The organism is Streptomyces fructofermentans (assembly GCF_014651055.1).
GTDB classification, from domain to species: Bacteria; Actinomycetota; Actinomycetes; order Streptomycetales; family Streptomycetaceae; genus Streptomyces; species Streptomyces fructofermentans.
This window is the reverse complement of sequence record NZ_BMWD01000005.1, coordinates 112,881-133,933: the sequence shown is the minus strand read 5'-3', so window position 1 is coordinate 133,933 and position 21,053 is coordinate 112,881. Positions and strand designations below refer to the sequence as shown.

Genomic DNA, 21,053 nt, shown 5'->3' with positions numbered 1-21,053 from the left:
CTACGCCGCCCTCGTCCGGTGCTCCTGCGGACTTACCCCGTACACCCGCTTGAAGGCGCTGGAGAGCGCGAACGCGCTGCCGTACCCCACCTGTCGGGCGATCGCGTCGAGGGTGTCCCCCGTGTCGCGCAGCCGGTCCGCGGCGAGTGCGAGGCGCCAGCCGGTCAGGTACGTCATCGGGGGTTCGCCGACGAGTTCGCTGAAGCGGCGGGCGAGCGCGGCACGCGAGACGCCGGCCTTCGTCGCGAGGGAGGCGACCGTCCAGGGGTGCGCCGGATCGTCCTGGAGGACGCGCAGCACCCGGCCCACCACCGGGTCCGCGAGAGCCGCGTACCAGGCGGGCGCCGCGGCCTCCGGGCGGGAGAACCAGGCCCGCAGCGCGGCGATGACCAGCAGGTCCAGCAGCCGGTCGAGGACGACCTCCTGGCCCGGCTCGTCCCGCACGATCTCCTCGGTGAGCAGCGGGGTCAGCGGGCACTCCCACACGTCGGAGGTGAGGGTCAGCAGCGGCGGCAGCGCGTCGAGCAGCCTGCCGCTCACCTCGCCCCGCATCGGATAGGTGCCGATCAGCATCACCATGGAGCCGTCGAGCCGCTCGCCCCAGGTGCGGACGCCCAGGTCCATCGTGCCCCGCATCGAACGCCCGTCCGGGTACGTGCACACCTGGCCCGGCAGGATGACCGCGCCGGGCGGGGTCGCGGGGTCGTCGCCGCAGGTGTAGGGGTCGGGCCCGCGCGCGATGGCGAGGTCGCCCGCCCGCAGCCGCACCGGCTCGCCGCCGTCGGGCGCGATCCAGGACTCTCCGCGGATCATGAGCATGACCGTGAGTGGCGCCCGGTCCTCGATGCGGATCGACCACGGCGGCTCGAAACACGCCCTGATCATGAAAGCGCCACGCGCGCGGGGGCCCTCCAGCAGGCCAGCGAGTGCGTCCATGGACTCAGCGTAGACGCGCGCGCATGGGAACGAGAGGTTCGGCGATGTTCCCTTGTCCCGCACGGCCGTTGACTGGACGCATGACAGAAGACACGCGGAACAGGACGGTGTTGGTGACGGGTGCCTCGGGCAGGACGGGGCGCCAGGTGGTTCGTGCGGCGCGGGCCGCGGGGTTCGGGGTACGCGCCGCCTCGCGCGGCGGCGAGGTGCGCTTCGACTGGTACGACCCCTCGACCTGGGACGGTGCGCTGCGCGGCGCGGACGCGGCGTACCTGGCGTACGCGCCGGACATCGGCGCGCCCGGCGCCGACCGGAACGTGGCCGCGCTGGCGGACCGGGCGCGGGAGCTGGGCGTGGGCCGGCTGGTCATGCTCTCGGCACGCGGCGAGCGGCAGGCGGAGCCCACCGAGCGGGCGCTGCGCGACTCGGGCGCGGGGTGGACGGTCGTGCGGTCGGCGTGGTTCATGCAGAACTTCAGCGAGGGGCTGCTGGTGGAGGGCGTCCGCCGGGGCGAGTTCGTGTTCCCCGCGGGCGAGGTGCCGGAGCCCTTCGTCGACACGCGCGACATCGCCGACGTGGTGGTGACGGCCCTGGCCGACCCGGCGTTCGCGGGACGGACCGTGGAGGTCACCGGAGGACGTCCGCTGTCGTTCCGCGAGGCGCTGGCAGAGGTCTCCGCCGCGGCGGGCCGGGACGTCCGGTACGTGCCGGTGGCGGTGAAGGAGTACGGGGAGATCCTGGCCGGCTTCGGGCTGCCGGCCGAGGAGGTCGCGTTCATGGAGGAGGTCTTCGAGGGCCTGCTCGACGGACGCAACGCGGGGGCCACGGACGGTGTCCGGCAGGTGCTCGGCCGTGCCCCGCGGGACTTCACGGACTTCGCCCGGGAGCAGGCGGCGGCAGGCGTGTGGACGTCCTGACCCCGGCCCGGCCCGGATCCGGCCCGGGGTCCCGTGCGGCCGGGAACGCGACCGGGCGGACGCCGTGGCGGTCACGGCAGGGCGGCCGGGGCGGCACGGGCCGTCATGGCGGCCCGGGCGGCAGGGGCGGGGCTGGGCGGCAGGGTAGCGGCGGTGCGGGCGAGGCGGGGGCGGGCGAGGCGGGGCGTCCCGCCCTCCCCGTGGCCCGGGCGCCGCGCGCCCTACTGCTGCGGGGGCGGCTCGTCGCCGTTCTTCGGGGTGCTCCTGACGTGCGTCCGCAGCCGGGAGGTCACGTCCTCCGGGGGCAGGAAGCGGGACCAGCGCTCCGGGAACTCGGAGGGCATGTCCGGGTCGTCCGGGTCGTCCGGCAGGGCGGCCCGGGCGGCGGCCGCGCGGGCCACGAGGTCTGCGGCCTGCTCCGCGCGCAGCCGCTCGTTGACGGCACGGGCGGCGGCGGTCGCGGCGGCCGGCCAGACGCGGTCGATGGCGGCGTTGACTGCGGCCCCCACCAGCACGGCGAAGGCGGACACGCCGATCCACAGCAGCACGGCGACCGGGGCTGCCAGGGAGCCGTAGATGCTGGGTCCCTCGACGGTGTTGGTGAGGTAGATGCGCAGCAGGAAGCTGCCCAGCACCCACATCGCGAGCGCGACCAGCGCGCCGGGCACGTCCTCGACCCACGGTGAGCGCACGGGCACGGAGACGTGGTAGAGCGTCGTCAGGAACGCGATGGACAGCACGATGACGACGGGCCAGTACAGCACTTGCACGACGGTCGTCGACCAGGGGACCACGTCGACCACCGCGTCCGGCCCCGCGACCATCAGCGGCAGCGCGATCGAGCCGATCAGCAGGGCCACGAGGAACAGCAGGAAGGCCATCAGCCGGGTCTTGACGATGCCCCGGACCCCGTCGAGGCCGTACATCACGGTGATGGTGTCTATGAAGACGTTCACCGCGCGCGAGCCCGACCACAGGGCGAACAGGAAGCCCAGGGAGATGACGTCGGGGCGGCCGCCCTCCATCACGTCGCGCAGGACCGGCTCGGCGATCTGCGTGACGCCCTTGTCGGTCAGGATCGTGCGGGACGCCTCCAGGAGGTTGCTCTCCAGGCTGGCGATGGTGTCGGCGCCGGTCCAGTCGTCGACGTAGACCAGCAGGCCGAGCATGCTCAGCAGCAGCGGCGGCACGGACAGCAGCGTGAAGAACGCCGCCTCGGCCGCGAGGCCCAGGATCCGGTACTCGATGCACGAGTTCACGGTGTCCTTGAGCAGCAGCCAGGCGGTCCGGCGCTTGGAGACGTTCCGGTAGAGGGCACGCGCCCGGTGGAGGCGACCCGACGTCCTGTGGGGGGGTTCACTTGCTGGCTGCACGCCCTAAAGGTATCCGCCGCACGAGGATGCCCTCATCCCCCGTGCCACGACCGGTGCGGAGGCGGGCCCGTGTGCCGCGTGTTCCCGTACGGTTCGGTCATGCCGCAGAAAATCGGCGGCAACTCACGGGAAATCGTAAAATGAAATCGAACCCTTTTTCTGTCATGGCCTCGTTGGCTGAATTGTGGGGCACCGGCAAGCGGAGCGGGCAATGACAGATGCACCACCCGGAAGGTGAGTTCCCCGGTGGAGGGCGCGGGTCCGCCGATTTCGCGGCACGGCCCGATCGGCCCCCTACGGCGATAAATCGCCATTGCCCGAAACGCCCTTGACCCGTTCATGAGCACACCGAAAGAATTCGGATTGCATTCCGCTGGGCACCGCCGGGAACGGCTCAGTGGCATCACGACACGGGGGACTCTCAGAGGGGCCTCGACCAAGGCCCCGACACAGCCGCGTTACCCGTGATCCGCGTGGGAACACACGGATCATGCCGTGCTCCACTGCGCCTTTCACGCGGTCACTTCCATTCATTTTCCGAACCGCTTCTCTCATGAGTCGATTCCCTTGCGGACACCCCTTGCCTCCGTACGGGCTTTGCGCCGCCCCGCGGCACACCTCACCCCTTTCGGCACAGGTATTACTCGCGAAACAACGGACCCGATCCTCCCGCATTCACCTCCCGAGTATTCACCTGCCGCGCATTTCCCACCCCCCGAATTCACTTGCCCCGGCCGCCGGCCCGGTCCTGCCCGGGGCGTCCGCCGTCCACCGCCCCCGCGAACGGTCCGCATACGGAAATACACCAGCAAGGAGATCACGTGGTGGGAAAACCCGGCGAGGTCACGACAACCGCTCCGGCCGGCACCCCGGCCGTCGGTGACCCGCTGACCGGCACGGAGCGCGTCCTCGCCGACGTGCTGGCCGGTGTCGTACAGGTCGACGAGGTTCCCGTCGACAGCAACTTCTTCGACGACCTCGGCGCGAACTCCCTGGTCATGGCCCATTTCTGCGCCCGGGTCCGCAAGCTCCCCGACCTGCCGCCGGTGTCGATGAGGGACGTGTACGGGCACCCGACGATCCGCGGCCTGGCGGCGGCGCTGTCCGAGGCCCCCCTCCCGTCACCGGCCACCGCGCCGGAGCCCGCCGAACCGGCCCCGCGGGGAAGCACCGCGCGCTACCTGCTCTGCGGGACGCTCCAGTTCCTGGTCTTCGCGGTCTACTGCCTGCTCTCCGGGTTCGTGACCGCCCGGGGGTACGAGTGGATCTCCGCGGGCGGCGGCCCGGTCCGGGTCTACCTGCGCTCGGCCGTCTTCGGGGGTGCCGTCCTCATCGGCATGTGCATCCTGCCGGTGGTCGCCAAGTGGGTGCTGGTCGGCCGGTGGAAGGAGACCGAGTTCCCTGTCTGGAGCCTCGCCTACGTCCGCTTCTGGACGGTCAAGGTGCTGCTCCGGGCCAACCCGATGGCCCTGCTGGCCGGCAATCCGCTCTACGTCCTCTATCTGCGGGCCCTGGGCGCCCGCATCGGCGAGGGCGTCACGATCCTCTCCCGCACCGTCCCGGTCTGCACCGACCTGCTCAGCGTCGGCCCCGGCACGGTGGTCCGCAAGGAGTCCCTCATCCTCTGCTACCGGGCGCAGGCCGGCCGCATCCGGACCGGTCCGGTGACCCTCGGCCGGGACGTGTTCGTCGGGGAGAGGACGCTCCTGGACATCGGCACCTCCATGGGCGACGGCTCCCAGCTCGGCCACTCGTCCGCGCTGTACGACGGGGCCGCGGTGCCGGCCGGCCAGCGGTGGCACGGCTCGCCCGCGCAGCGCACGGACGTCGACTACGTACGGGTCGCGCCCGCCGACTGCGGCACCCCGCGCCGGGTCGGGTACGCCCTGCTCACCCTGGTCCAGACGCTGCTGGTGCAGGTGCCGCTCGTGGTGGGCGGCGCCTACCTGCTGCTCGGGGTGGCGCCCTCGCTGCACGTGCTGCTCGACCTGGAGACCCGGCACGTCACCTCGGCCCGGTTCTACGCGGAGGCGCTGGGGCTGTCGGCCGCGCTCTTCCTGGGCTTCGTGGTGGCCGGCGCCCTGACCGTGACCGTGGTGCCCCGGCTGCTGGCCCCGCTCGTCAGGCCGGACCGCGTCTATCCGCTCTACGGCTTCCACTACTCGGTGCAGCGGACCGTCTCCCGGCTGACCAACATCAAGTTCTTCGCCTGGCTCTTCGGGGACAGCTCGTACATCGTCCCGTACCTGCGGACCGTGGGATACGACCTCTCCAGCGTCGAGCAGACCGGCTCGAACTTCGGCACCGAGCTCCGGCACGAGACGCCGTACCTGGCGACCGTCGGCGCCGGGACGATGGTCGCCGACGGACTGTCCCTGATCAACACCGAGTTCTCGGCGACGTCCTTCCGCCTCTCCCGCGCGACGATCGGACCGCGCAACTTCCTCGGCAACCACATCGCCTACCCGGCGGGCGGCCGCACCGGCGACAACTGCCTGCTCGCCACGAAGGTGATGGTCCCCCTCGACGGCGAGGTCCGGGAGGGCGTGGGCCTGCTCGGCTCGCCGTGCTTCGAGATCCCGCGGTCCGTGGAGCGGGACAGCCGCTTCGACCACCTGCGCGAGGGCGAGGAGCTGAGCCGCCGCCTCGCCGCGAAGAACCGGTACAACCTCCGCAGCATGGGCCTGTTCCTGTTCATCCGCTGGCTGGACTGGTTCGCGCTCACCGTCATCGGCTTCGCCGCCCTCGACCTGTACGGGACCGCCGGCGCCGCGGGCGGACCGCTGATCGGCGCCTCCGTCGTCGTCGGCCTCGTGTTCAGCGTCGGCTACTACGTGCTGGTGGAACGCCTGCTGACCGGCTTCCGCCCGCTGGAGCCCCGGCTGTGCTCCATCTACGACCCGCTGTTCTGGAAGCAGGAGCGGCTGTGGAAGGTGCCCGCCGCACACCTCGTCCTCCTCGACGGCACCCCGTTCAAGAACCTGGTCTGGCGGCTGCTCGGCGTCCGTCTCGGTCAGCGGGTCTTCGACGACGGCTGCGCCATCACCGAGCGGACGCTCACCGCGATCGGCAGCGACACCACCCTGGGCGCCCACAGCAAGGTGCAGTCGCACTCCCAGGAGGACGGCACCTTCAAGTCCGACCACATCACGATCGGCGCCGGCTGCACGCTCGGGGCGGGCGCGCTGGTGCACTACGGCGTCTCGATGGGGGACGGCGCCGTGCTCGCCCCCGACTCCTTCCTGATGAAGGGCGAGGAGGTCCCGCCGCGGGCGCGCTGGGGCGGGAATCCGGCGAGCGGGACGCGGCACGCCTGACGGCGTGCGGCACGTACGACGCACAGAACGAGGGGGAGAACGACCATGGACATGATCCCGAGGTGGACGGCCGACCCGGTGCCCGGCACCGCCGACTGCGAAGTACCCCTGCCCGAGGGCCTGGTGAGGGAACCCGTCGCGCTCCTGGCCGCGCACGCCAAGGTGCTCGCCGTGCTGTCCGGCGAGCAGGAGGTCACCACCGGGTACGTCCCAGCGAAGGGGGAGCGCCCGGTGCCCTGCCGGCTGACCGTCGGCGCGGGCTCCTGGCGCGACCTGCGGCGGCGGGCGGACCTGGCCGCACACGGCGGCGGCCCGGCTCCGGACGACGGTCCGGCGGCGTACGAGACCGTGCTCGACCCGTACGGCGGCCGGGGTCCCGCGGACTGCGTGCTGCACGTGGCCGTCGTGGACCGCTCCCTGCGGCTGCGCTACCGCACCGACGTGCTCGACGCGGACGCGGCTGCCCGGATCGCCGGCTACCACCTCACCGCGCTCTCGCTGCTCGGCGGCGACCCGGACGCCGAGCACGGCCGGCAGAGCCTGCTGCCGGGCGCCGAACTGCGCTTCCAGCTCGACGGGTTGGCCGGGCCGCACCGCGAACTGCCCGACCGCAGGGTGCACGAGCTGTTCGAGGAGCGGGTACGGACGCAGCCGGACGCGGTGGCGGCGGTGCGCGGGAACGAGCGGTGGACGTACCGCGAGCTCAACTCCCGGGCGAACCGCCTGGGTCGGGCACTGCTGGCCCGCGGACTGGGCCGCGAGGACGTCGTCGCGGTCGTCATGGAACGCGATCTGGACTGGATGGCCGCCGTTCTCGCCGTCCTCAAGGCGGGCGGCGTCTACCTGCCCGTCGAGCCGCACTTCCCGGCCGAGCGCATCGCGACGACCCTGGCGCGCGCCGGCTGCGGCCTCGTCCTGACGGAGCGCGGCAGCACGGCCACGCTGGACCGGGCAGCCGGGGACCACCGCACGCTGTACGTCGAGACGGCCTACGCGGAGGACCACGCGGACGGGGACCTCGGTGTCCCGGTGGCGGCGGACCAACTCGCCTACATCTACTTCACGTCGGGCTCCACCGGTGAGCCCAAGGGCGCGATGTGCGAGCACGCGGGGTTCCTCAACCACGCCCTCGCCAAGATCGACGACCTGGGGATCGTCCCGGGCCTGGCGGTCGCCCAGACCGCGCCGCAGTGCTTCGACATCTCGCTGTGGCAGCTCGTGTGCGCTCCCCTGGTCGGCGGCCGCACCGTGCTGGTGGAGCAGGAGGCGGTCCTGGACGTGCCGCGGTTCGTCGACACGCTCGTACGCGACGGGGTCTCCGTGCTCCAGGTGGTTCCGTCGTACCTGGAGGCGGTGCTGGCCGAGTTGGAGCGGCGTCCACGTGAACTGCCGGACCTGCGCTGCGTGTCGGTGACCGGGGAGGCGGTGAGGAAGGAGCTGGTGCAGCGCTGGTTCGCCACGGCGCCGGACATCCGGCTGGTCAACGCGTACGGGCTGACGGAGACCTCCGACGACACCAACCACGAGGTCATGGACCGCGCGCCCGACGGGGACCGGGTCCCGCTCGGGCGGCCGGTCGGCAACGTCCGCGTGTACGTGGTCGACGCGTGGCTGTCCCCGGTGCCGCTGGGAGCGCCGGGGGAGATCGTCTTCTCCGGTGTCTGCGTCGGCCGCGGGTACGTCAACGACCCCGAGCGGACGGCTGCCGCCTTCACGGCGGACCCGCACCGCCCGGGCGAGCGGCTGTACCGCAGCGGTGACCAGGGCCGCTGGCTGCCGGACGGGAAGCTGGAGTTCCTGGGACGCCGGGACAGCCAGGTCAAGATCCGCGGATTCCGCATCGAGATCGGGGAGGTCGAGAACGCGCTGCTGCGGGTGCCCGGCGTCCGCGACGGCGCCGTGGTGGTCGTACGGGGCGAACGGCTGGTCGCGTTCTGCGCCGGGTCCCGGCCGCGCGGCGCGGACGACGTGCGGGAGCGGCTGGCCGCGTCGCTGCCCGCGTACATGGTCCCGTCGGCCGTCCACTGGCATCCGGGCCTGCCGCTGACCGCCAACGGCAAGACCGACCGCCGGGCCCTGGCCGCCCTGGCCGAGGAACTCGACGGCGCCGCGGACGGGGTGTGCGCGCCCCGCACCCCGAACGAACTGCGCATGGCGGCGGCCTGGGCCGAGGTGCTCGGCGTCCCCCGGGACCGGATCGGCCCGCGGGACCACTTCTTCGACCGCGGGGGCACCTCGCTCACCGCGGTGAAGCTGGCCGTCGCGCTGGACCGGGCGATCAGCCTCGACGACGTGGCCCGGCACCCCGTCCTCGCGGATCTGGCGGCGCTGCTCGACGACGTGCCGCGCGCGGCCTCCTGAGAACCCCCGCCGGGGGCCGGCCCGCCCGGCGCCCCGGCACCGCACTCCCGCACCACCGGAAACACCGCAAGACCGAAAGGAAGCACACGATGTCGCCCTCCTCTCCGGCGTTGCTCACCGACGTCGACCTGCGACCCGGCAGTCCTCCGATCCTGCGCGCCGACGCCGCGGGCGACGCGGCGGGCTGGGCAGCCGGCCACCGTGACGCGCTGCGCGCCGCTGTCACCGCGCACGGCTGCGTCCTGGTCCGCGGCCTGGGCCTGCGCGACCCGGCGACCGCCGCGGTCGTCCTGCGCCGGCTGGCCGCACGCCTCATGCCCGACCGGGAGTCCTTCGCACCCCGTCGTACGTACTCGGACGGCGTGCACTCCTCCTCCAAGTGGCCCCCGAACCAGCAGATGTGCCTGCACCACGAGCTGAGCTACGCGCTGGAGTTCCCCGGGCTGATGATGTTCGCCTGCCTCGACGCGCCCGCCGGGGGCGGCGCCACGGTGGTCGCCGACGCGGCGGCCGTGCTCGACGCCCTGCCGGCCGAGCTGACCGAGCGGTTCGCCCGGGAGGGCTGGCTGCTCTCCCGGACGTACAACGACGAGATAGGGGCGACGCTCACCGAGGCGTTCGGCACCGAGGACCGCGACGCCGTGAGCGGCTACTGCCGCAGTCACGCCATCGAGTTCGCCTGGCAGCCGGACGGCTCCCTGCGCACCCGCCAGCGGCGCAGCGCGGTCGTCCGCCACCCGGTCACCGGGCGGCGCTGCTGGTTCAACCAGATCGCCTTCCTCAACGAGTGGACGATGGACCCCGAGGTGCGCGAGTACCTGGTCGACGTCTACGGGGCCGACGGGCTCCCCTTCACCACCCGCTACGGCGGCGGCGACCCGGTCGGCGAGGACGTCGTACGGCTGATCAACGAGGTGTACGAGGCGCACACCGCGCGCGAGCCGTGGGTCTCCGGCGACCTGCTGCTCGTCGACAACATCCGTACCGCGCACGGCCGGGAGCCCTTCCAGGGCCCGCGCGAGGTGCTCGCCGCGCTGGGCGACCCGGTCCGGCTCTCCGACTGCGCGCCGACGATCGAGGTGAGTGCGGTATGACGGCCACCGGCACGGCGGACGGCGCGTCGCCGGAGAGCGGCGCGGCGGGAGCGGGCGGCACGCCCGGCCCCGGCACGGACACGGGGAGCACGGACACGGGGAGCACGGGCGCGAGGGACACGGGGGACGCCGGGGGAACGGGAGGCACCGGGGACACCGGGAACGCGAGGGACACGGGGACGGACCGCGCGACCGTACCCGGACCCCGGCCGGCACGGCCTGCTCCCGCTCCGGGGGCGCTCGGCCCTCCCCCGTTCACCGTCGTACCCGGCAGCCAGGTCGGGGCGGCCCTGGAAGGACGGGAGCCAGAGATCGCGGACCTCGTCGAGCAGGTGTACCGGCTGCACGACGCGGGCGACTCGGTGAACCCGCCGTCGTACTTCCTGCGCTTCGCGGACCGCCCGTCGTCCCGCATCATCGCGCTGCCCGCCTCGATCGGGGGGCAGCTCGGCGTGGACGGCATCAAGTGGATCTCCAGCTTCCCGGGGAACACCGCGGCGGGGCTGCCGCGCGCCTCGGCCGTGCTGATCCTCAACGACCCCGACACCGGCTACCCGTTCGCGTGCCTGGAGAGCTCGATCATCAGCGCCACGCGCACGGCCGCCTCGGCGGCGCTGGCCGCCGACCGGCTCAGCCGGGGCAGGCCCCGGCCCGCCCGGGTCGGGTTCGTCGGGACGGGCCTGATCGCCCGCTACGTCCACACCCATCTGACCGCCACCGGCTGGGCGTTCGAGGAGACCGGGGTGCACGACCTGTCCGCGGGGAGCGCCGCCGGGTTCCGCGGCTACCTGGAGCGGTCGGGCGCCAAGGGCCGGATCACGGTGCACGACAGCGCCGAGGAGCTGATCCGCTCCAGCGACCTGCTGGTGTTCGCCACCGTCGCGGCCGAGCCCCACGTCCACGACACGGGCTGGTTCGGGCACGCGCCACTCGTCCTGCATGTCTCGCTGCGCGACCTCGCCCCCGAGATCCTGCTCGCCTCGGCCAACTTCGTGGACGACGTGGAGCACTGCCTGAAGGCGGAGACCTCACCGCACCTGGCCGAACGGCTCACCGGCGGGCGGGACTTCCTCGACGGCACGCTGGCGGACGTGCTCGCCGGCCGGGTGACCGCGCCGGCCGACCGGACGGTGGTGTTCTCCCCGTTCGGCCTGGGGGTCCTGGACCTCGCGGTCGGCAGGTTCGTCCACGACGAGGTCACCCGGCACGGCGAGCCGCACGTCGTCGACGGGTTCTTCCACGAACTGCGCCGGTACGGCTGACCGGCGGGCGCCGTGCCGCACGCGGTGCGGCACGGCGCGCACGAAAGAGGGGGGACAACATGCCCGTTATCTCCGATCCCTCGGAGTTCAACGAGGACGAGCTGTACGTCGACCTGCGGGCGGCGATGGAGCTCCCGCTGTACCTGAAGTGCGAGGGGTTCAACTTCGCGGGGTCGATCAAACTCAAGGCGGCGGCCGAGATGGTGGCGGCCGCGGAGCGCGAGGGCGTCCTGCGCCCCGGCTCGGTCCTGGTCGAGTCGTCGTCCGGGAACCTGGGCGTCGCGCTGAGCGTGATCGCGGCGAGCCGCGGCTACGGGTTCCTGTGCGTGACCGACTCCCGGTGCAACCCGCCGACCCGGCGGATGATGGAGGTGCTGGGCAGCCGGGTGCACGTCATCGACGTGCCCGACGCGCACGGCGGCCTGCTCGGCGCCCGGATCGCGTACGTGCGGGCGCTGTGCGCCTCGGACGCCCGGTACGTCTGGCTCAACCAGTACAGCAACCAGGGCAACTGGCGGGCCCACTACCGCACCACGGCACCGGCCATCGCCCGCCGCTTCCCCGGTCTGGACGTGCTGTTCGTCGGGGCCGGCACCACGGGCACCCTGATGGGCTGCGCGCGCTGGTTCTGGGAGTGGCGGCGCCGGGTGCGGATCGTCGCGGTGGACAGCGTCGGCTCGGTGACGTTCGGCGGGGCCCCGGGCCGCAGGATGATCCCGGGACTGGGCACCAGCGTGCCCCCGCCGATGCTCGACCGGTCGTACGTGGACGACGTGGTGAGCGTCGAGGAGGCGGACACCATCCGCGCCTGCCGCCGACTGGCCGCCCGGGGTTTCCTGTTCGGCGGTTCCACCGGCACGGTCGTCAGCGGCGCGTCCGCCTGGCTGGACCGCGACGGCCGCCGTGACCTCACGGCGGTGGCGATCGCCCCGGACCTCGGCGAGCGCTATCTCGACACGGTCCACCGCGCGGGCTGGCCCTCGGACACCGCGGAGGAGGACCCGCTGGGCTCCGACGAACTGGCGGCGCTGTCGCGGCCCGCCTGACCGGTCCGGAGGAACCTGGTCGGCGCGGTGCCGGGGGTGCGGCGGCGGGTTGGTGACGACCGCGGTACCGGAGGGTAGGTTCGCCGGCATGGCAGCCAGCACCCACACCGTGACCAACCAGGCTCCACCGCTGGTGGGGTACGACGTCTTCACCGCGGACCGGGCCCTCGGCGAGGCGGTCGGCCGGCATGTCGATCCGGCCCTCCTCGACGAGGTGCGCACGGAGTTGTCGGACCTCGGGCGCGCCGCGGGCTCCCGGCAGGTCCAGGAGTGGGGATCCCTGGCCGACGGGAACCCGCCGGTACTGCGCACGCACGACCGCTACGGCCACCGCGTCGACGAGGTCGGTTTCCACCCGTCGTGGCACCGGCTGCTCGGCAAGGGCGTCTCGGCGGGCCTCACGGCGGCGTGGGCCCGGCCCGCCGGGCATGTGCGGCGCGCGGCCGCCTTCGTCGTGTGGTCGCAGGTCGAGGCGGGCAACGGCTGTCCGCTGTCGATGACGCACGCCGCGGTGCCCGCGCTCCGGACGGACCCGGCCCTCGCCGCCGAGTGGGAGCCGCGGCTCACGTCCATGGTCTACGACCAGGGTCTGCGGCCCGCGTCCGAGAAGGCCGGCGTGCTCTTCGGGATGGCCATGACGGAGAAGCAGGGCGGCAGCGACGTACGCGCGAATACGACGTCCGCACGGCCCCTCGCCGAGGACGGGACGTACGAACTGACGGGCCACAAGTGGTTCTGCTCGGCCCCGATGTCGGACGGCTTCCTGGTCCTCGCGCAGGCTCCGGACGGACTGACGTGCTTCCTGGTGCCGCGCGTGCTGGAGGACGGCGGCCGCAATGTGTTCCGCATCCAGCGGCTGAAGGACAAGCTGGGCAACCGGTCGAACGCGTCGGCCGAGGTGGAGTTCGACGGCACCTGGGCGCGCCGGGTCGGCGCGGAGGGGCGCGGGGTGCGCACGATCATCGGGATGGTCGCCGCGACGCGCCTGGACTGCGTGCTCGGTTCGGCCGCCCTCATGCGGCAGGCGGTCGCGCAGGCCGTGCACCACTGCACCCACCGCGAGGCGTTCGGCGGCCCGCTGGCCGACAAGCCGCTGATGCGCAACGTGCTGGCGGACCTCGCCCTGGAGTCCGAGGCGGCGACGGCGCTCGGACTGCGCCTGGCCGCCGCCTACGACGACGGCGGCGAGCAGGAGCGGGCCTTCCTGCGGCTCGCGGTGCCGGCAGCGAAGTACTGGGTGACCAAGCGGTGCACGCCCGTCGCGGCCGAGGCCCTGGAGTGCCTGGGCGGCAACGGGTACGTGGAGGAGTCCGGCATGCCGCGACTGCTGCGCGAGTCGCCGCTCAACTCGGTCTGGGAGGGCGCGGGCAACGTCCAGGCGCTCGACGTGCTGCGGGCGCTCCAGCGGGAGCCCGGCGCGCTGGACGCGTATCTGCGGGAGGTGGGTCTCGCGCGGGGCGCCGACCACCGGCTGGACGGGGCGATCAAGGGCCTGCTGACCGAACTGGCCGATCTGGAGGGCGTCGAGGGGCGGGCGAGGCGGCTGGCCGAGCGGGTCGCCCTGGTGCTCCAGGGGTCGCTGCTGGTGCGGTTCGCTCCGCCGGAGGTCGCGGACGCGTTCTGCGGCTCGCGGCTGGGCGGGAACTGGGGGTCCTCGTTCGGGACCCTGCCGCACACCCTTGACCTCGCCTCGGTGGTCGACCGGGCACGGCCCGTCGTCTGAATCGGCCGCCGCGGCGGGGTTCGGGCTCTCTCCTGAACCGGCCGCCGTGCCTGCGGCGTTCGGCGCGTCTCCTGAACCGGCCGCCTCGGCTTCGGCGTTCGGCGCGCCGCGTGGTCGCGGCCCCGTCGGGCGGGCGCGTGCGGCCGTCGGCGTCCGCCGGACGGCGGGCCCGCGGCACGGGGGTGGTGCTGCGCCGACACGGCACCACCCCCGGTCCGGCCCCGTTGAGCGGAGCACGCGCGCCGCACAGGACGGCGTCGGGTCAAGTTTTGGACACTCTGGAGAAGTCCACCAGGGTTGCAAGGGGTTGCAAGCTCCGCGCGCGGCGCGCGAAATCACCGCTTCGTGTGCGGAGTGTCGCCCTCCGCGACGGTCAGGCGGCACTATGAGGCGTGCAGTCGGTACGGGCCTTGGGTCCCTTGGCCAAAAACGGCCGGGGCCGGTTGTCCGCTCAGGCCTTTCGGGAGGACCCCATGACGCAGCCGTCGATGGACGTGGCGCGGTTCGCCGCCGGGGACGCGGCACAGGCGGCGCGGGTGCTCGACAAGGTGCGCAGCGCCACGCTGTCCGGGCAGCGCGCCCCGCTCGACCCCAGGCCGGTCATCGGGGAGTCGTGGGGGCGCATGCTGCGCAGCGGCGTCGACCCCGACCACGACGTGCGCGCCGGGGTGCTCGGGCCCGACGAGGTGCAGCGGCGGCGGCGCGAATCGCCGTTGCAGTACGTCCTGCCGGTGCTGCGGGAGGGTCTGCTGTCGGTCGCCGACCTGGCGCACCACATCATGGTGGTGGCGGACGCGGAGGGCCGTGTGCTGTGGCGCGAGGGCAGCCGGCCCGTGCTGCACAGGGCCGACGGGTTCGGCTTCGAGGTCGGCGCGGACTGGGGCGAGGACGTCGTCGGCACGAACGGGGTCGGCACACCCGCGGTCGTGCGGCGCCCCGTGCAGGTCTTCGCCGCCGAGCACTTCGTGCGCAGCCACGCCGCCTGGACCTGCACGGGCGCTCCGATCACCGATCCGCGCGACGGACGGCTGCTGGGGGTCGTCGACATCAGCGGCCCCTGGGAGACCATGCATCCGGCGACGCTGGCCTGGGTCGACTCGGTGGCCAAGCTCGCCGAGGCGCGGCTGCGGGAGCTGCACCTGACGTCCCTCGACCGGCTGCGGTCGGTGGCGGCGCCGATCCTCGCGAAGGTCCCGGGGCGCGCGCTGGTCGTCGACACGGACGGCTGGACGGCGGCGGTCGCGGGGATGCCGTACCTGGACCGGCTGGCGCTGCCGAAGGCGATCGGCACGGACCGGATCTGGCTGCCCGCGCTGGGGCCCTGCTCGGTGGAGCCGCTGCCCGGCGGCTGGCTGGTGCGGGCCTCGGACACGGTGCCGGCGCCGCGCGACGCCACGCGTATCGGCCTGGACGTGTCGCAGCCCCGGCGCTGGACGGTGACCGTCGCGGGCGGCACGGGCACCTGGACCCACGAGCTGAGCCCCCGGCACGCGGAGCTGCTGTATCTGCTGGCCCTGCACCGAGGGGGCCGCAGCGCCGCCGAACTGGCCGACGACATGTTCGGCGACCCGGCCAGGACCGTGACCGTACGGGCCGAGATGTCGCGCGTACGACGGTATCTGGGGGCGGTGCTGGAGCATCGGCCGTATCGTTTCTGCGAACACGCCGAGGTCCAAGTGACCCTGCCGGACGACCCGTTCGGCCTGCTCCCCCACTCGACCGCTCCGGCGGTGCTCGGGTCGCGCGGCACGGCGCCGGGCAGCTGGCGCCCCCGGGTCGGCGCACCGGTCACCGGGTAGGGCGAATCGGCCACCGAGGGGGTCGGGTCCGGCCACAGTCAACCACCGCCTGGCGCGATCCCTACCGATTACGGGGTATTCGACCGGACCCGACACCCCCTGACGTACCATCCATCCCACGGCCCCCCACATCCGCCGCCCCCGGCCCAACCGCCGGATCCCGGGCAGCAGTTGGCCGACGACGGGAGGACCTATGTCACAGCGGGGCAGACATCGCCGCCGGAAGAAGGGGCGCGTCCTGCGGGCCACTCTGTCCGGGGCCGCACTCGCTCTCACCGCCGCCGCCACCATCATCAGCACCTCGCAGGCCGCGGGCAGCGACAACCCGGGGCCGCTGACACCCGTCACCTCGTCGGCCGAGATCGGCAGACTGCAACTGCGCGAGAACCTGGCCGACGGGACGGCCCTGGACAGGCTGACCGGCGCCATGGGCGGACCCGTCGGCGTGGACACCGTCCTGGACGGCGCCGACCACCCGATGCGCAACCGGGCGGACTGCGACGCGGGCGAGTCCGCGGCCCTGCCCGTCGAACCGGCCGCCACCCGCGCGTACTGCTGGGACGGCGGCGACGCGACGACACAGGAGTGGCGGCCGCAGTCCGTCACGACGTCCGGTGACGCCGACCGGGACGGCAGGTGGGGCGACGACCGCGTGATCCTGGCCGGCTGGACCCGCGCCGCGTCCGCCGCGGACGCCTCCGCGGGCGAGGAGGGCCTCGCCCGGGTCGCGTTCATCGACGCGAGCGATCCGGACGCCCTGCGCTACCGCTGGGTGCTGCTGGTCGCCCCGACGGCCGACGGCGAGGACTTCGCCCCGGTCCACTCCCGCCTCGGCGGCATGGTCTGGTACCAGGACAAGCTGATCACCACCGCGGGCGACGGCACCGGCCCCGACGACGCCCTGCTCGTCTTCGACATGAACCGCATCCTGCGCGCCGACGCCGGCGGGGCCGGGGTCGGCCGCAGCGGGGACCACTGGTCGGCCGACGGCCACCGGTACGTCCTGCCGGCGGTCGGCTCGTACGACCTGCCCGGCGGGACGTGCCGGGCGCGCGACAACGACGCGCGCCCCTGCTTCGCCTCCCTCTCCCTGGACCGCACCTCCACCCCGGACAGCCTGGTCGCCAACGAGTGGTTCAGCCCCGGCGGCGGCGAGCACGCCCGGATCTGGCGCTACGACTACAGCACCGCGGGCGGGCGCACGGGCCTGCTGGCCGGTACCGCCCGGGGCGTCGTGAACGCCGACGAGGCCTACGAGACCGAGGCCGTCGGGCTCCAGGGCGTGCTGTCGCACCGGCCGGACGGCGCGGACGCCGCGGACTGGTACACGGGCCACACGCCGGGCGGCAGCGACCGGAACGGCACCCTGTGGCGGCAGAACGAGAGCACAGCCAAGGCCGCGAGGTGCGGCTCGGACCCGACGTACGCCTGCTGGGGCCGGCACACCGAGTCCCTTTCCTACTGGCAGGAGACGGGCGAGCTGTGGACGCTGAGCGGGCGGGCCGCGCGCGGGGACGACACGGGACGGGTGCTGTACGCGGTGCCGCTGGCGGACGTCGACGGCTCGGTCGAGTGACGCGGCGGCGCCCGCCGGGGTGAACATGTGCGCGGGTGGGCACCGCTTTGGAGCGGAGCCGGCCTTCGTGGTTCGCTGGGCGGCATGAGCATCGCTGTGACCACCTGGTCCCTGGAGCAGACGTCCCCGGCCGACCGGCTCCCCGCCGCGGCGCCCGACGGCGACGTCCGGATCGTCCGCGCCGAGGTGCCCTCCCCCGAGTTCGCCCGCTTCCTGTACGCGGCCGTCGGCGGCGACATCCGCTGGACGGACCGGCTCGGCTGGACGTACGCCCAGTGGCAGGAGGACCTGGACAGGCCGGGCGCGGAGACGTGGGTCGCGTACGACCGCGGGACCCCCGCGGGCTACGTGCAGCTGGACCCGCAGGACGACGGCGTCGTGGAGATCGTCTACTTCGGGCTGATCCCCGCCTTCCGGGGCCGCCGCATCGGCGGGCACCTCCTCTCGTACGGCACCGCGCGCGCGTGGGACCTGGCCGACCGCTGGCCCGGACGGGCCCCGACGAAGCGGGTCTGGCTGCACACGTGCAGCAAGGACGGGGAGCACGCGATGGACAACTACCTGCGCCGCGGCTTCACGCTGTTCGACACCAGGGTCGAGGAGGAGCCCGACGTGGCCACCCCCGGACCCTGGCCCGGCGCGCGGGTCGGCTGACCTGGCACGACACGGCGCGGCCCCGGCCGTGTGACCGAGGACACCCCCGTCTCGTATGTCGGGACTGGGGTGTCCACATTTTGGACGAAGCTGGACTGTGTCCAGAACGCCGTGACACGCTTCCGTCATGTCTGGAACTGGAATTGCCTTGGTGAGTCGGCGACACGTCGATCTCGGCCGCATGTCCAGCGCCATCTGTCCGGCAGGCTGACGAGCCGCAGCACCGCCGCACACCTCCCCCTTTGCACCGCCCTGCGCAATGACGCGCAGGTATGCCCGTATGCGCCCGTAGGCGCAGGTCAGAGCCGCGTTTTCGCCTGTCCCGAAGGACGTACAGTCATGGCCGCCACGCCACAGAATCCCGCTGCCGCCGCGCCCCGCCGCAAGGTGAGCCGTCACCGCGGCGAGGGTCAGTGGGCCGTGGGGCACTTCACGCCGCTCAACGGCAACGAGCAGTTCAAGAAGGATGACGACGGTCTCAACGTGCGGACACGCATTGAGACGATCTACTCCAAGCGGGGCTTCGACTCGATCGACCCCAACGACCTGCGCGGCCGCATGCGCTGGTGGGGCCTCTACACCCAGCGCAAGCCCGGGATCGACGGCGGCAAGACCGCGATCCTGGAGCCGGAGGAGCTGGACGACAAGTACTTCATGCTGCGGGTGCGGATCGACGGCGGACGCCTCACCACCCGGCAACTGCGTGTCATCGGCGAGATCTCCGAGGAGTTCGCGCGCGGCACCGCCGACCTCACCGACCGGCAGAACGTCCAGTACCACTGGATCCGCATCGAGGACGTCCCGGAGATCTGGGAGCGCCTGGAGGCCGTCGGCCTGTCCACGACCGAGGCCTGCGGCGACACGCCCCGCGTCATCCTCGGCTCGCCCGTCGCCGGCATCGCCGAGGACGAGATCATCGACGGCACCCCGGCCATCGAGGAGATCCACCGCCGCGTCATCGGCAACAAGGACTTCTCGAACCTGCCCCGCAAGTTCAAGACCGCGGTCTCCGGCTCGCCGCTGCTCGACGTGGCGCACGAGATCAACGACGTCGCCTTCGTCGGCGTCGAACACCCCGACCACGGCCCCGGTTTCGACCTGTGGGTCGGCGGCGGCCTGTCCACCAACCCCAAGATCGGCCAGCGCCTCGGCGCCTGGGTCCCGCTCGACGAGGTCGCGGACGTCCACATCGGCGTCCTCTCGATCTTCCGGGACTACGGCTACCGGCGCCTGCGGACCCGCGCCCGGCTGAAGTTCCTGCTCGCGGACTGGGGAGTCGAGAAGTTCCGGCAGGTACTGGAGGACGAGTACCTCGGGCGCAAGCTCGTCGACGGTCCCGCGCCCGACCAGCCGGTCGCCCGCTGGCGCGACCACGTCGGTGTGCACCGGCAGCAGGACGGCCTGTACTACGTGGGCTTCGCCCCGCGCGTCGGCCGCGTCGACGGCGCGACCCTGACGAAGATCGCCGAACTCGCCGAGGAGCACGGCTCCGGCCGGCTGCGGACCACGGTCGAGCAGAAGATGATCGTGCTCGATGTGGCGCAGGACCGGGTCGAGTCACTGGTGGAGGGCCTGGAGGCGCTCGACCTCACCGCCCGGCCCTCGCCCTTCCGGCGCGGCACGATGGCCTGCACCGGCATCGAGTACTGCAAGCTCGCCATCGTCGAGACCAAGGCCCGGGGCGCCTCGCTGATCGACGAACTCGAGCGCCGCATCCCGGAGTTCGACGAGCCAATCACCATCAACATCAACGGCTGCCCCAACGCCTGCGCCCGCATCCAGGTCGCGGACATCGGCCTCAAGGGCCAGTTGGTGCTGGACGACCGGGGCAACCAGGTCGAGGGCTTCCAGGTGCACCTGGGCGGCGCGCTCGGCCTGGAGGCCGGCTTCGGCCGCAAGGTCCGCGGCCTGAAGGTCACTTCCGAGGAACTGCCCGACTACGTCGAGCGGGTCCTGAAGCGGTTCCAGGACGAGCGCGAGGACGGCGAGCGGTTCGCGGTCTGGGCCTCGCGCGCCTCCGAGGAGGCCCTGTCGTGAGCGAGCGGGCCGCCCCCTTCTACTGCCCCTACTGCGGTGACGAGGACCTGCGTCCCAGCGAGCAGGGTCACGGCGCCTGGGAATGCGGCGCGTGCAACCGAGCCTTCCAGTTGAAGTTCCTGGGACTCCTGTCCCGAGGACTTCAGCGCAACGACGGTGGAGGGGACGACATATGACGACCGTTCGGACCGAGCCGGACACCCGGCGCGAGAACGACCGGGACGCCGAACTGGAGGCGCTCGCCGAACAGGCGGGCCGCGACCTGGAGGAGGCGTCCGCCCAGGAGATCCTCCGGTGGGCAGCCGACACGTTCGGCGGGCGGTTCTGCGTGACCTCCTCGATGGAGGACGCGGTGGTCGCCCACCTCGCCTCCCGTGTGTTCCCCGGCGTGGACGTCGTGTTCCTCGACACCGGCTACCACTTCCCGGAGACCATCGGCACCCGGGACGCCGTCGAGGCCGTCCTGGACGTCAACGTCATCACGCTGACCCCACGGCGCACCGTCGCCGAGCAGGACGCCGAGCACGGGCCGAAGCTGCACGACCGCGACCCCGACCTGTGCTGCGCGCTGCGCAAGGTGAAGCCGCTCGAGGAGGGGCTCACCCGGTACAGCGCCTGGGCGACGGGCCTGCGCCGCGACGAGTCGCCGACGCGGGCGAACACCCCCGTGGTGGGCTGGGACAAGAAGCGCCGCAAGGTCAAGGTCTCGCCGATCGCCCGGTGGACGCAGGACGACGTGGACGCGTACGTGGCCGAGCACGGCGTCCTCACCAACCCCCTCCTCATGGACGGTTACGCCTCCGTGGGCTGCGAGCCCTGCACCCGCCGGGTGCGGGAGGGCGAGGACGCGCGCGCCGGCCGCTGGGCCGGCCGCTCCAAGACCGAGTGCGGGCTGCACGGCTGACCCCATGGCCGCGCCCTCGACGACGCCGACTCCCGCGACGACCGCACCGACCGC

Annotated in this window: 16 protein-coding genes; 14 read left to right on the top strand and 2 right to left on the bottom strand. The window is 73.1% G+C overall.

Annotated elements, in window-relative coordinates; all coding sequences use genetic code 11:
- Window positions 1-936, bottom strand: a complete 936-nt coding sequence (locus IE265_RS09250; protein ID WP_190034925.1) for an AraC family transcriptional regulator — start codon at window positions 934-936, stop codon at window positions 1-3.
- Window positions 937-1,016: 80 nt separating this feature from the next.
- Here IE265_RS09250 and IE265_RS09245 point away from each other — a divergent pair, with 80 nt between their 5' ends.
- Entirely contained in the window at window positions 1,017-1,853 is an 837-nt protein-coding gene (locus IE265_RS09245; protein WP_190034924.1) for an NmrA family NAD(P)-binding protein, read from the top strand.
- 221 nt (window positions 1,854-2,074) lie between these two features.
- Here the strand turns inward: IE265_RS09245 and IE265_RS09240 are convergent, their stop codons facing one another.
- Window positions 2,075-3,226, bottom strand: a complete 1,152-nt coding sequence (locus IE265_RS09240) for a YihY/virulence factor BrkB family protein (RefSeq protein WP_190034923.1) — start codon at window positions 3,224-3,226, stop codon at window positions 2,075-2,077.
- A gap of 821 nt (window positions 3,227-4,047) precedes the next feature.
- Here IE265_RS09240 and IE265_RS09235 point away from each other — a divergent pair.
- The 13 genes from IE265_RS09235 (at window position 4,048) to IE265_RS09180 (ending at window position 20,999) form a co-directional block, all read left to right on the top strand.
- A complete protein-coding gene (locus IE265_RS09235; RefSeq protein ID WP_373302919.1) occupies window positions 4,048-6,543 on the top strand; it encodes a Pls/PosA family non-ribosomal peptide synthetase in 2,496 nt (831 codons plus the stop codon).
- Between the two features lie 45 nt (window positions 6,544-6,588).
- Window positions 6,589-8,904, top strand: a complete 2,316-nt coding sequence (locus tag IE265_RS09230; protein WP_190034922.1) for a non-ribosomal peptide synthetase — start codon at window positions 6,589-6,591, stop codon at window positions 8,902-8,904.
- A gap of 89 nt (window positions 8,905-8,993) precedes the next feature.
- On the top strand, window positions 8,994-9,998 hold the full coding sequence (locus tag IE265_RS09225; RefSeq protein ID WP_190034921.1) for a TauD/TfdA family dioxygenase: 1,005 nt from the start codon (window positions 8,994-8,996) through the stop codon (window positions 9,996-9,998).
- Window positions 9,995-11,260, top strand: coding sequence for a 2,3-diaminopropionate biosynthesis protein SbnB (gene sbnB, locus IE265_RS09220; protein WP_229916102.1), 1,266 nt, complete (start codon window positions 9,995-9,997; stop codon window positions 11,258-11,260). The genes IE265_RS09225 and sbnB overlap by 4 nt, the downstream gene beginning before the upstream one ends.
- 59 nt (window positions 11,261-11,319) lie before the next feature.
- On the top strand, window positions 11,320-12,306 hold the full coding sequence (gene sbnA / locus IE265_RS09215; protein WP_190034920.1) for a 2,3-diaminopropionate biosynthesis protein SbnA: 987 nt from the start codon (window positions 11,320-11,322) through the stop codon (window positions 12,304-12,306).
- Between the two features lie 88 nt (window positions 12,307-12,394).
- Window positions 12,395-14,029 carry an acyl-CoA dehydrogenase family protein gene (locus IE265_RS09210; RefSeq protein ID WP_190034919.1) on the top strand — a complete coding sequence of 545 codons (1,635 nt, stop codon included), beginning with the start codon at window positions 12,395-12,397 and terminating at the stop codon, window positions 14,027-14,029.
- Between the two features lie 473 nt (window positions 14,030-14,502).
- Window positions 14,503-15,828, top strand: a complete 1,326-nt coding sequence (locus IE265_RS09205; RefSeq protein ID WP_373302918.1) for a helix-turn-helix domain-containing protein — start codon at window positions 14,503-14,505, stop codon at window positions 15,826-15,828.
- Window positions 15,829-16,021: 193 nt separating this feature from the next.
- Entirely contained in the window at window positions 16,022-17,404 is a 1,383-nt protein-coding gene (locus IE265_RS09200) for a hypothetical protein (protein ID WP_190034918.1), read from the top strand.
- 84 nt (window positions 17,405-17,488) lie between these two features.
- Complete coding sequence (locus tag IE265_RS09195; protein ID WP_190034917.1) at window positions 17,489-18,058, top strand: GNAT family N-acetyltransferase; 570 nt, start codon at window positions 17,489-17,491, stop codon at window positions 18,056-18,058.
- A 127-nt stretch (window positions 18,059-18,185) separates the two neighbouring features.
- Window positions 18,186-18,269: a putative leader peptide gene (locus IE265_RS39250; protein WP_309500612.1), complete on the top strand. Its 84-nt coding sequence runs from the start codon at window positions 18,186-18,188 to the stop codon at window positions 18,267-18,269.
- Between the two features lie 128 nt (window positions 18,270-18,397).
- Window positions 18,398-20,095: a nitrite/sulfite reductase gene (locus IE265_RS09190; protein ID WP_190034916.1), complete on the top strand. Its 1,698-nt coding sequence runs from the start codon at window positions 18,398-18,400 to the stop codon at window positions 20,093-20,095.
- Window positions 20,092-20,271, top strand: coding sequence for a hypothetical protein (locus tag IE265_RS09185; protein WP_190034915.1), 180 nt, complete (start codon window positions 20,092-20,094; stop codon window positions 20,269-20,271). Before IE265_RS09190 ends, IE265_RS09185 begins: the two co-directional genes overlap by 4 nt.
- The gene (locus IE265_RS09180; RefSeq protein ID WP_229916101.1) at window positions 20,268-20,999 is read left to right on the top strand and encodes a phosphoadenylyl-sulfate reductase; all 732 of its coding nucleotides are present in this window, start codon (window positions 20,268-20,270) and stop codon (window positions 20,997-20,999) included. Before IE265_RS09185 ends, IE265_RS09180 begins: the two co-directional genes overlap by 4 nt.
- The last annotated feature ends 54 nt before the right edge of the window (window positions 21,000-21,053 follow it).

Excerpts from the sequence above, each read along its gene's own strand:
- IE265_RS39250 (WP_309500612.1), top strand. The coding sequence starts at position 18,186 with ATGTCTGGAACTGGAATTGCCTTGGTGAGTCGGCGACACGTCGATCTC.
- IE265_RS09205 (WP_373302918.1), top strand. The coding sequence starts at position 14,503 with ATGACGCAGCCGTCGATGGACGTGGCGCGGTTCGCCGCCGGGGACGCG.
- IE265_RS09225 (WP_190034921.1), top strand. The coding sequence starts at position 8,994 with ATGTCGCCCTCCTCTCCGGCGTTGCTCACCGACGTCGACCTGCGACCC.
- IE265_RS09230 (WP_190034922.1), top strand. The coding sequence starts at position 6,589 with ATGGACATGATCCCGAGGTGGACGGCCGACCCGGTGCCCGGCACCGCC.
- IE265_RS09180 (WP_229916101.1), top strand. The coding sequence starts at position 20,268 with ATGACGACCGTTCGGACCGAGCCGGACACCCGGCGCGAGAACGACCGG.
- IE265_RS09190 (WP_190034916.1), top strand. The coding sequence starts at position 18,398 with ATGGCCGCCACGCCACAGAATCCCGCTGCCGCCGCGCCCCGCCGCAAG.
- sbnB (WP_229916102.1), top strand. The coding sequence starts at position 9,995 with ATGACGGCCACCGGCACGGCGGACGGCGCGTCGCCGGAGAGCGGCGCG.
- IE265_RS09210 (WP_190034919.1), top strand. The coding sequence starts at position 12,395 with ATGGCAGCCAGCACCCACACCGTGACCAACCAGGCTCCACCGCTGGTG.
- IE265_RS09250 (WP_190034925.1), bottom strand. The coding sequence starts at position 936 with ATGGACGCACTCGCTGGCCTGCTGGAGGGCCCCCGCGCGCGTGGCGCT.
- IE265_RS09200 (WP_190034918.1), top strand. The coding sequence starts at position 16,022 with ATGTCACAGCGGGGCAGACATCGCCGCCGGAAGAAGGGGCGCGTCCTG.
- IE265_RS09245 (WP_190034924.1), top strand. The coding sequence starts at position 1,017 with ATGACAGAAGACACGCGGAACAGGACGGTGTTGGTGACGGGTGCCTCG.
- sbnA (WP_190034920.1), top strand. The coding sequence starts at position 11,320 with ATGCCCGTTATCTCCGATCCCTCGGAGTTCAACGAGGACGAGCTGTAC.
- IE265_RS09195 (WP_190034917.1), top strand. The coding sequence starts at position 17,489 with ATGAGCATCGCTGTGACCACCTGGTCCCTGGAGCAGACGTCCCCGGCC.